Origin of the sequence: Alcanivorax sp. (genome assembly GCF_017794965.1) — a bacterium.
Classification (GTDB): Bacteria; Pseudomonadota; Gammaproteobacteria; order Pseudomonadales; family Alcanivoracaceae; genus Alcanivorax.
In genome coordinates, this window is sequence record NZ_CP051240.1 from 454336 (window position 1) to 465103 (window position 10768).

At 51.7% G+C, this 10768-nt stretch carries 10 protein-coding genes; 6 read left to right on the top strand and 4 right to left on the bottom strand.

Annotated elements, in window-relative coordinates:
* Window positions 1–18: 18 nt before the first annotated feature.
* Window positions 19–858 (bottom strand): SDR family NAD(P)-dependent oxidoreductase, encoded by an 840-nt coding sequence (locus tag HF945_RS02040; RefSeq protein WP_022983810.1) that lies wholly within the window; start codon window positions 856–858, stop codon window positions 19–21.
* The gene (locus HF945_RS02045) at window positions 843–1787 is read right to left on the bottom strand and encodes a metal-dependent hydrolase (protein ID WP_008930237.1); all 945 of its coding nucleotides are present in this window, start codon (window positions 1785–1787) and stop codon (window positions 843–845) included. The genes HF945_RS02040 and HF945_RS02045 overlap by 16 nt, the downstream gene beginning before the upstream one ends.
* 181 nt (window positions 1788–1968) lie before the next feature.
* On the opposite strand from HF945_RS02045, the gene HF945_RS02050 reads away from it, so the two are divergent.
* Window positions 1969–2574, top strand: coding sequence for a TetR/AcrR family transcriptional regulator (locus tag HF945_RS02050; protein WP_290524120.1), 606 nt, complete (start codon window positions 1969–1971; stop codon window positions 2572–2574).
* Between the two features lie 71 nt (window positions 2575–2645).
* On the opposite strand, the gene HF945_RS02055 is transcribed toward HF945_RS02050, so the two are convergent.
* Window positions 2646–3650: an AraC family transcriptional regulator gene (locus HF945_RS02055; protein ID WP_290524121.1), complete on the bottom strand. Its 1005-nt coding sequence runs from the start codon at window positions 3648–3650 to the stop codon at window positions 2646–2648.
* Between the two features lie 157 nt (window positions 3651–3807).
* Between HF945_RS02055 and HF945_RS02060 the strand changes: the two genes are divergently transcribed.
* The 4 genes from HF945_RS02060 (at window position 3808) to HF945_RS02075 (ending at window position 8540) form a co-directional block, all read left to right on the top strand.
* The gene (locus tag HF945_RS02060) at window positions 3808–4128 is read left to right on the top strand and encodes a 2Fe-2S iron-sulfur cluster-binding protein (protein ID WP_289132783.1); all 321 of its coding nucleotides are present in this window, start codon (window positions 3808–3810) and stop codon (window positions 4126–4128) included.
* A 14-nt stretch (window positions 4129–4142) separates the two neighbouring features.
* Complete coding sequence (locus HF945_RS02065; protein WP_290524122.1) at window positions 4143–5555, top strand: cytochrome P450; 1413 nt, start codon at window positions 4143–4145, stop codon at window positions 5553–5555.
* Window positions 5555–7210 (top strand): choline dehydrogenase, encoded by a 1656-nt coding sequence (locus tag HF945_RS02070; protein ID WP_290524123.1) that lies wholly within the window; start codon window positions 5555–5557, stop codon window positions 7208–7210. The genes HF945_RS02065 and HF945_RS02070 overlap by 1 nt, the downstream gene beginning before the upstream one ends.
* Before the next feature lie 97 nt (window positions 7211–7307).
* A complete protein-coding gene (locus HF945_RS02075; protein ID WP_290524124.1) occupies window positions 7308–8540 on the top strand; it encodes an FAD-dependent oxidoreductase in 1233 nt (410 codons plus the stop codon).
* 179 nt (window positions 8541–8719) lie between these two features.
* Here HF945_RS02075 and HF945_RS02080 read toward each other — a convergent pair whose 3' ends face one another.
* Window positions 8720–9385 carry a TetR/AcrR family transcriptional regulator gene (locus tag HF945_RS02080; protein WP_290524125.1) on the bottom strand — a complete coding sequence of 222 codons (666 nt, stop codon included), beginning with the start codon at window positions 9383–9385 and terminating at the stop codon, window positions 8720–8722.
* 197 nt (window positions 9386–9582) lie between these two features.
* Between HF945_RS02080 and HF945_RS02085 the strand changes: the two genes are divergently transcribed.
* Window positions 9583–10722, top strand: coding sequence for an acyl-CoA dehydrogenase family protein (locus HF945_RS02085; protein WP_197055146.1), 1140 nt, complete (start codon window positions 9583–9585; stop codon window positions 10720–10722).
* Window positions 10723–10768: the final 46 nt, after the last annotated feature.

A 10768-nucleotide genomic window follows, 5' to 3' on the forward strand; every position in this document is an offset into this window, starting at 1 on the left:
CGTTTCCTCAAATGCGGTTTAATCAGCCAGCATTCTGTAAGCTTCGCCAATCGCGCGGGCGTATAGTCGTGGCGTCAGGCGTTTCAACCGCCAGGCAAGCCGGCCGTCAATTTGTGGCAGCATGTAAAGCTCACCTCGATCAAGGGCACTGAGGGTCTGTCGGGCCACCTGGTCGGCGTTGGTGAGGGCATAGCGGGTCATCGCTGAACGGGCAAAGTCACGGCGACGTTCAGGCAGGCGCCCATTCTCGACGATATTGGTCGGGACCACGGTTGGGCACAGGGCCGTGATTTTTACGCCGGTTCCGGTCAGTTCAGAAGACAGCGTTTCGGACAGGGCCAGTACCCCTGCCTTGGTGACGTTGTAGGCGGCCATTTCCGGGGCGGACCCGAATGCGGCAGCAGAGGCCACATTGATGATGCCTCCATAGCCCAGATCGCGAAGCTGAGGGGCAAAATAATGGCAGCCGTGAATAACTCCCCATAGATTGACGTTCATGCACCAGTGCCAATCTTCAAGTGACACCTCGCCGATTGGGCCACCGAGGCCGACGCCGGCGTTGTTGATTACCAGGGTTACCGGCCTGCCGAGCAAAGGCTCGGCATTTTCCGCCAGGTATGCCATCTGTTTTTCATCGCCGACATCACACCCCAGGGCTACCGCGTGAGTACCGAGTGCTCGCAGGCTGATCGCCACCTGTTCGGCGCGCTCTTCATTGATATCGACACACAGTACCGAACCGCCTCGACGGGCAACTTCGTAAGCAAAGCTACGACCGATGCCGCTACCCGCCCCGGTGATGACAGCTGCCGCCTGAGTTGACGGGTGCAAGGGTTTCTTTTTCATGCCTGCCCCCATGCGGGTTCAGGTTGTGGCGTTTCGAATGTACCGTGTACATTGTTGGCTCGGTGGTCTCTGAGCGCTTGATAGGCCTTATGAGGGTCGCCAGTTCTTTCGTAGGCGCGTTTCCAGATCCGGATTACATCACGGTTATCGTCATCCCACGGGTGGAAAGTGGGGGAGAAATAGGGGGGCACGCCAGCGAGTACCTTGGAAAGAATGCCGGGACGCCAGAACAGGACTTTGGTCATTTTGGCGGCGGACCACAAATTCAGAATTTGACGATCCTTGTAGAGCAGATAGGTCTGGTTGCCGATCATAATGGGGAAGCCCAGGGCAATGGCCAGTAGCATGCCACTGATACGCAGTCGGTAACTGCGGTAGCCACCACCACTGGCATCGACGAAGACGTCATAACTGACGCTCTTGTGCTCGGTTTCTTCGACAAAGTGCCAGTAGAGCATGGCACGCAAATCCGGGTGGGTTTCGTCAAACAGCTCCGGGTGCTCAAGCAGTACCGAGGAAATAATGGCCGTGAAATGTTCAAACGCCGCTGCGATGGAGCTCTGCATATCGTCACTGAGGCGGTGTTGGAGTTGCTTACGGATCAGCTTGAACACGCCTTCAACCTTGTCGATGGGAACCCCGTGTTGCACGCCGATGGCGTTCATTTCATCGTGCTCACGAGCATGAATGCGCTCCTGGCGAATGAATTCTTTAGCTGCGTTCAGCACTTCTGGATCGTCAAGCTTGCCAAGCTGCCGTCTTGCAGAATTCATCACCCAGCGTTCACCGTCGGGGACGGCGGCGAGAATGGCATTCATCCAGTGAGTGGACCACGGGTCGTTGCGAAACCAGTGGCGAGCCACGTTTTCGATGTTCATGGGAAAGTGAATGTCACGGGTTACAACCTCGTCGTAACCAATCTTGCGGTTTGCCAGAGCCATTGGATCGCTCCCAAGTAAAGTGCATTCATTGGACTTTATTTGTATGACCAACCAAATTCAAGATTATAAGGTAGACAGCGTGTTTTTATCTGTATAGATCGAATAGTGCCATCGGCCAGGAAGGCTGGGCCGACTTTAAAAGGAATGCTAGAATCAAAGGCTTACAGCATGGGAGTGCCTTGTGGGAAGAAAGAAAAATCAGGTAACGCCGGTGGCGGAGGCGGATCGAGTGTTTGTGCTCGGTGCTGCAGCTCGTCTATTTCGTCAAAAGGGGTTCGATAAAACTACCGTTAAGGAAATCGCCGAAGCTTGTGACATGTTGCCCGGAAGCCTGCATTATCGTTACCCCTCCAAGGAAAGCATCCTGGTAGACCTGATGAGACTCGCGCTTGAGCAAGCCTCGATGGCGTTGTCCGAAGCTATTCGGGGAGAAGAGGAGCCCCTTGAGCAGTTGCGACAAGGGATCAATGCCCACCTTGAATTGTTGGTTGGTGGGTCGGATATGGTCTATGTTCTCCTGTTTGAATGGCGCTCATTACACGGTTCATCCCGTAAGGAAATGATTGATCTCCGAGATAGATACGAGCTTCTTTGGTCTGCGATGCTGCAATCATTGTCCTCTCAGGACTTGATTCGATCCAATGTCGATCGTGATCTTTTGCGCCTAATCGGACTGGGAGCGTTAAATTGGGTGGCAACATGGTTCAACGAGGGCGGACGATATACCGCTAAGGATATCGGGGACTTTGTTTGGACAGTAATTAAGGATGGTGTGCTCAAACGCTAGACAATTCTACTTTATTTGGTGTTTATATCCCCACGATTGTATTGAAATGTGGGCATAGGTTAAAAGTTCCCTCAAATATTCTGTCTGTACTGGTCAGGCGTTCGGCCGAACCAGCGCTTGAAAGCCCGCCTGAAGCTTGCTGAGTCGTGATAATTCAGCAATGAGGCAATGGCTTCAACAGACAGATTGCTGTCACGCAAATAGCTTGCGGCCTGCCTGGATAGCACCTCGTCGCGAATTTTCCTGAAACTGCTGTTTTCGCTTCTCAGTTTGCGAGCGAGTGTCCGCTTGCTTATGAATAGCGTGGCTGCTGCTTCTTCTTCACTAAGCGTCCCAGGAGGGCGAGACAACATCATTTTCTCAACCTGGGTCCGATAATCCTGCTCACGAGTCTGAAGCCGCGCAAGCATGGATTCGCATTGCTGTAACGCTAGACGGTAACTTTCATGATTGGCTGATGCGTTTGGTTTACGGCACAACGCCATTGCCAGCTTTAGTTTGAATTTGTCACAGTTAAAGTAAGCTCTGCCAGGCAAATAGTCCCTGTACATATCTTTGTAAGCTGGGGCTGGATGGGTGAAGTGAACCTCCGATTCATATAAGGGGCGGCCTACGATGAATTCACCAATTTCAAAAAAAGCTTTGATTACGGCATCGGCCAAGCAGCGTTCCACATCCTTATCCATCGAGACTTGGAATTTTACAACGCATTCCAGAAATTCCTCTTTTTGTTGTAAGTGAACATGAATAAAGCTTGCCCGAGTTGGCAGGAAAGTGTGGACAGCATGCAATGCTGTATAAAGATCTGGGCTGCTGTTTGCAACAAATCCCATTGCCCCGTGGGTTGCAGGGGTGAGGCGTCGGCCTAGCAGTAAGCCGAACTCCGGTTTGCAGGACAAATCTAAAGCATTGCGGAAAACCTGAATCTGCTGGGCCGCAGTGAACAGACTTTCGTCTTTGAGCAACTGCGCAACATCTACACCCGTGTTGCGCAAGAGCTTGGGGAGTTCTCGTGCACTCAGGCCAAGTTCGCGAGCGATAAGGCGTGAGTAATTCGACGGGATATCAGCATCCACTTTTTCAAACCCTGTTTGTGAGACGTTATCGCCATCAGCGATTCCTCGGAATGTGCCTACTGTCTTTTAATGTCCCTGTTATGTCAAGAAAAGTCCTCGTCGGTGTTCCAGCATATAGCCAGTCTTCAGGGTAGATATAACTGGCAGGAGACACACTGTGGGAAAAATTACTTTTATTGAACATGACAGCACCGAGCATGTTACGGAATTTGATGAGGGGGCTACTCTAATGCAAATCGCCGTTGATAATGCCGTTCCTGGTATTGATGGTGATTGTGGTGGGGAGTGCGCTTGTGGAACCTGTCACATGATTGTGTCAGATGAGTGGTTCGAAAAGACCGGTAAGGTTGGTAATGCAGAAGAACAGATGCTGTCAATGACTCCGGAGCGTGCGAGAACTTCACGCCTGGGGTGTCAGGTGCAAACGACTAAAGCAATGGACGGTATGACCGTCCAACTTCCCGAGTTCCAGATGTAAGCAAGGAGAAAGCTATGTCAACAAAAACAAGCTCAACCAATGCTATTCAGACTAAGATGATCAACGCTTCCTCCAAAGTGCTGCCGATGCATTTGCAAATCAAGGCATTGAAGATGTTGATGAAAGCCAAGAAAAAAACGGTTGGGTCTCGGCGACCACAAGTAAATTTCGTTGAAACGCCTGTTCCTGATGTCAATAGCTTGGCAATTGAAGATATTGACACCAGTAACCCCTTTTTGTACCGGCAAGACCAGTGGCGCGCGTATTTTAAGCGATTGCGTGATGAAGCCCCGGTGCACTACCAGAAGAAAAGTCCATTCGGTCCTTTCTGGTCCATAACGCGCTATGAGGACATATTGTTCGTGGATAAAAACCACGAACTTTTCTCTTCCGAGCCACAAATTATTCTTGGTGATCCACCTGAAGGCTTATCGGTTGAAATGTTCATTGCTATGGATCCGCCCAAGCATGATGTGCAACGCCGGGCGGTGCAGGGCGTAGTAGCGCCGAAAAATCTTAAGGAAATGGAGGGGCTGATCCGTTCTCGAGCTGCAGAAGTGCTCGATAGTCTGCCGCTAGATAAACCATTCAACTGGGTTCCTGCAGTATCAAAAGAGCTTACAGGTCGCATGTTGGCAACGCTACTTGATTTTCCTTATGAGGAGCGACACAAGCTTGTTGATTGGTCTGATCGTCTGTCTGGTGCAGCATCTGCCACGGGTGGAGAGTTCACGGATGAGGATGTCATGTTCGATGATGCAGCAGACATGGCTAGAGCTTTCTCAAGATTGTGGCGCGACAAAGAGGCTCGACGTGCGGCTGGTGAAGAGCCGAGTTTTGATTTGATCAGTATGCTACAGGGCAACGACGACACAAAAGACCTGATCAATAGGCCGATGGAGTTTATCGGTAATCTTGCTCTATTGATTGTTGGAGGTAATGACACCACGCGGAACTCCATGAGCGGTGGTGTGTTGGCCTTGAATCAATTCCCCGAGGAGTTCGCCAAGCTGAAGGCGAAACCGGATCTGATTCCGAACATGGTGTCGGAAATCATTCGTTGGCAAACCCCGCTGGCCAACATGCGTAGGGTTGCGACCCAGGACGTTGAGCTTCGTGGCCAGACCATCAAGAAAGGGGACCGGGTTTTAATGTGGTATGCCTCAGGAAATCGGGATGAACGCAAGTTTGAAAACCCCGATCAACTTATTATTGATCGCAAGGATGCACGCAACCATATTTCTTTTGGTTACGGTATTCACCGTTGTATGGGTAACCGCCTGGCCGAATTGCAATTGCGGATTTTGTGGGAAGAACTGCTCAAGCGCTTCGAAAATATCGAAGTGGTCGATGAGCCGGAGCGTGTACAGTCGAACTTCGTGCGCGGTTATTCGAAGTTGATGGTCAAATTGACGGCAAAAAATTAATGAAAGGTTTGACCAGTCTGGCGACTGAACAATTCGATTATATCGTTGTTGGCGCTGGCTCAGCAGGGTGCGCGGTAGCCAATCGTTTGTCTGAGAGTGGCCTCTATACGGTGTTGCTACTCGAAGCTGGGCCCAAGAGTCGCCGCAACCCTTTCGTCAATACGCCTCTTGGATTTTTGCAGTTGATGTTCAGTCGCCGTTTCAACTGGCAGTTCTATACTGAACCACAGCGCCACATGTACGGTCGCTCGTTGTTCCAGCCGCGGGGCAAGATGCTTGGCGGTTCGAGTGGGATTAACGCCCAAGTCTATATCCGTGGTCACGCCAGGGACTACGACGAGTGGGCACGGCAGGGGTGTAACGGTTGGTCATACGCCGAGGTGCTGCCGTATTTTCGTAAGTCAGAACATTACGAGCCTGAGATGGTGCCAGGTACCGCAGGCTTTCATGGTCAGGATGGGCCTCTCAATGTAGCGGAGCGGCGTTATACCAACCCGTTGAGTGCGGCGTTTGTCGAGGCAGCAGTACAGGCGGGGTATCGACGCAATCAGGACTTCAACGGCCCTGATCAGGAAGGCGTCGGCTATTACTACGCCTATCAGAAGGATGGTTCCCGTTGCAGTAATGCGCGTGCTTATCTTGAGCCTGCTGAGGGTCGATCTAACTTGACCATTCGCAGCGATGCACATGTTACCCGCGTGCTGTTTGATGGGGCTCGCGCTATTGGTGTCGAGTATCGCCACGCAAAAAGTTTGGTTAGAGCTCATGCCAAGCGGGAGGTTATCCTATGCGGCGGTGCATTCAACTCGCCACAACTGCTTATGCTGTCAGGTGTCGGCCCCCGCGAGGAGCTTTCTCGACATGGCATTGAGCTGCGTCATTCGCTGGATGGGGTGGGGCGTAATCTTCAAGATCATGTTGACGTTTTTGTACGGGTCAGATCGCGAAGCCGACAGGGAATTTCGATGCATCCGAGCTATTGGTTGAAGTGGGGGCGGGCCTTAATGCAATACCTGAGCGGTCGTCGAGGTGTGCTGTCTAGCAATGGCGCTGAGGCAGGCGGATTCATCTGCTCCCAAGCAGAGCAACCGATACCTGATCTGCAATTGCACTTTGGGCCAATGCTGTACGCTGATCACGGCCGTGACATGAAAATTGCAATGAGTGGCTATGGCTACATTGTAATGATCTATGGGCTCAGGCCCTTGTCCCGGGGCCGCATTGGTTTACACAGTGCTGATCCGCTCGCTGCACCATTGATTGACCCCAATTACATGGCTGACCCTGCCGATGTCGAACAACTCATTCGTGGTGTTCGGCTTGTTCGTAATATTTTGTCCCAGCGTGCACTTTATCTTCATCAGGATGTAGAAATTTCACCAGGGCTGGAAATACAGGATGACGCGAGTCTCACCGAGTGGGTACGCCGTAATGGTGAGTCCGCATACCACCCGGTCGGCACTTGTAAGATGGGGATTGATCATATGGCAGTGGTCGACCCTCGTCTCCGTGTGCGTGGCTTGCAGTCGTTGCGGGTAGTTGATGCTTCTATCATGCCAACCCTGGTTGGCGGGAATACCAATCAGCCGGCGACCATGATTGGAGAGAAAGGGGCAGATATGATACTTGAGGACGCCGCGGTGGCTGGAGTTTAGGCATCATGTGTTTAGCTCGGATGATTTTGCAAGTTATAGTTATTCATGAATTTTTTGTGGGTAACTCGGTTTCAGTACGCATAGAAAGAGACAGGTTATGATTAACAAAAATAAAGAGGTCACCGTCATTATTGGTGGTGGACACGCAGCAGGAACACTTTTGACCGCCTTGCTGCAAAAAAAATACCCTCACAAAGTGGTTATGGTTAGCGAAGAGCGACACCCTCCCTATCAGCGACCGCCCTTGTCCAAGAATTATCTGGCGGGGGAGGTTGATAAGGCGTCTTTATACCTTAAACCGCCTTCAATCTACGAGAAAGCGGGGCAGCAATTACAGCTCGGCGTGCGCGTAGAAAAGATTAACAGAGACGACAAAAGCCTCATTTTGTCAGATCAAAGCACTTTAAAGTACGACCAACTGGTCTTGGCCACTGGCTCACATGTCCGCCGTCTTAACGTGCGGGGTTCAGACTTGAAAGGTATTCATTATTTGCATGGTATCGAGGACACAGATGCCCTGCGTAGTGAGCTAGTACCCGGCAAACGCCTTGTTATCGTGGGGGGCGGGTATATCGGACTTGAAGTGGCTGCCAGTGCGACTAAGCAAGGTGTTAAAGTTACTGTCTTGGAAGCTGCCGAGCGCTTAATGCAGCGTGTTACTGGGCCAGAGATATCTGAATTTCTCTACGCCAAACACACGAGTGCAGGAGTCGATGTTCGTCTGGGGGCGGCCGTAATTGGTTTTGAATCAGATGATCAAGGGTGCGTGAATGGTGTGACCTTGGCCGATGGGGGTAAGGTGTCAGCGGACATCGTTCTTGTTTCGATTGGTGTCATACCAGAAACGGCCTTGGCTGAAAATGCTGGCCTGCTTTGCGATGATGGCGTTGTCGTCGATGAATTTACCCGCACCGATGACCCAGACATTCTGGCGATAGGAGATTGTACCCGCCATCATAATCTGTTCTTCGACAAGAGGCAGCGTCTTGAATCAGTCGCTAACGCTGTTGAGCAAGCTCGTACGGCGGCAGCTACACTTATGAGTGAAGAAAAGCCCTACGATAGCCCTCCCTGGTTCTGGTCGAACCAGTATGATGTTCGTTTGCAGATGGTAGGATTGTCCCAAAATCATGACCAGCGTGTACTGCGTGGCAGTATCCTTGACAAGGAATTCGCCGTTTTCTATCTATGTCTTGGTCATGTTATTGCTGTTGATGCAGTCAATTTTCCAGTTGCATTCATGGTGGGTAAACAGTTGGTTAAACTGCGCAAGAGTGTCAGCGCTGAAGTATTGTCTAATCCGAATATCGAACTGAAGTCTTTAATCTGAAGCACTGCAAGAATTGCTATCTCCAATAGTCTCGATGACGACTTGTGTCAACGGAAACCGTATCTGGTACCGAAGTGAGCAATCAAGTGGCGTGGACATGGTCGATATACAGCTTTATTCGTTGGGTGTTTACGACAACGTAGCTATGTGTAGAGATGTCGCAAGCCCAAGTGGGGCGGTCAAGCATCGCTCAGCGGTAGTTCCCACTTGGGCGGGTAAGGCGGTGGGTCGTTTACATCTGCACGGGCTCGCAGATGAAGGGCGAGCATGTTGCACCAGACTTTGAGATAGCGGTCAAAGAGCGTTTTGTCGGCAACGATGTGCAAATCCTGCGCCATGCCGCGCAACAGCCATTGCGTCAACATCATCATCGAGCGCACATCGGTGTCTTCACTAATGGCCTCCAGATAATGGTCTGCCGCGTTACCGACGATGAAGTAATTGGAAGTCCAGACACGTTGCAAAATGGATGCAAGCTCAGGGTCATGTTGGCTGGCTGTCAATAGTTGCATCAACGGGATAAATTCCGGCTGATCGAAAACATTCTTCCATGCACCAAAGATAAGAGCTTCTAGTCGATCTTCAGATCCATGGAGTTTGGCGATGGCTTTACCCAGCTGAATATAGTGCTGGCGAATTAAATGCTCAGCTGCCGCAGCGATCATGTCTGCTTTACTAGAGAAATGGTGTAGTGGGGCGCCCCTAGATACGCCAGCGATGTTGATAATGCGACTGACGGTGGTGCCAGCGAATCCATCCTTCTCTAGACAGGTGAGCACTGCCTGAATGATGCGTTCCCGCATGGCGTCGCTACGTTGTTCCTGGGTGCGTCGTTGAGCATTCATTGCGTTCTCTGTCTATTACTGAGCATGGTCACTGGGGTGCAGAGGTCTGATTCTAAATGATAAATGGATTGTAGCGTAGCTCGCCAATAAACAAGTTGAACGTACGTATTGTAAGTTATAAAGTCTTGCCATTGTTCCTGAATCAACGTTGGAAGCCTGTAATGAGTGATGTGCATGTACCGGCGGCTGTATCGCCGATGATCCCCCGTACTCTCTTCAATGAAGACCATGAGGCGTTCCGCGCCACAGCAAGGCGTTTCTTCGAGACTGAAATCTCCCCTTACCACGAGAAGTGGGAGGAGCAGCAACATATTGATCGTGAACTGTGGAACAAGGCGGGGGAGCTGGGGCTGCTGTGTCCAACGATGCCTGAAGAGTACGGCGGCTGCGGCGTTGACCGTCTCTATTCGATGATACTGATGGAGGAGCAGGCGAGGGTGGGGGATTCGGCCAGCGGCTTTGCCCTGCACTCGGACATTGTTGCCAACTACATCAACAACTTTGGTTCCCATGAACAGAAAAGCCAGTGGCTGCCCAAAATGGCCACCGGTGAAGCGGTCACTGCCGTGGCCATGACCGAGCCGGGTACCGGTTCCGATCTTCAACGTATCAAGACCACGGCCACCCTTGAGGGCGATCACTACGTGGTAAATGGCTCGAAAATCTTTATCACCAACGGTTACCTCTGTGACATGGCGGTGGTGGCGGTGCGTACCGGGCCGGCTGAGCTGGGTGCACAAAGTGTGTCCCTGATGATTATTGAGGCGGATCGCGAGGGCTTCTCCAAGGGCAAGCCGCTGAAGAAAGTCGGCATGCGCGGGCAGGACACCTGCGAGTTGTTCTTCGACAACGTCAAGGTGCCCAAGGAAAACCTGCTGGGTGCCGAGGGCATGGGTTTCATTGCCTTGATGAAGGAGCTGGCCTGGGAGCGGATGATGATCGCCATCATCTGTTCGTCGGCTGCCGAGCATGCGCTGGCAACCACCGTGGAATATGTGAAACAGCGCCAGGCGTTTGGCAAGCCGGTGGCGGCATTCCAGAACACCCGCTTTGAATTGGCCGAGATGCGTTCTGAAATCCAGATTGCACGGGTCTATGTTGATCGCTGTATGGAGCTGGTGGTGAAGAATTCCCTGTCGCCCGAGGCTGCCTGTGCGGCCAAGTACTGGGTATCCGATTTGCTCAGCAAGGTGGTTGACCGCTGTGTGCAACTGCATGGTGGCTATGGCTACATGCTCGAGTATCCGATCGCCCGAGCCTACATCGACACCCGTGCCAACCGCATCTACGGCGGCACCAACGAAATCATGAAAGAACTTATTTCACGCTCTATCTGAGGATTCTCGACCCTGCACGGCATGTGTGCCCTGTATTGAAAAGAGG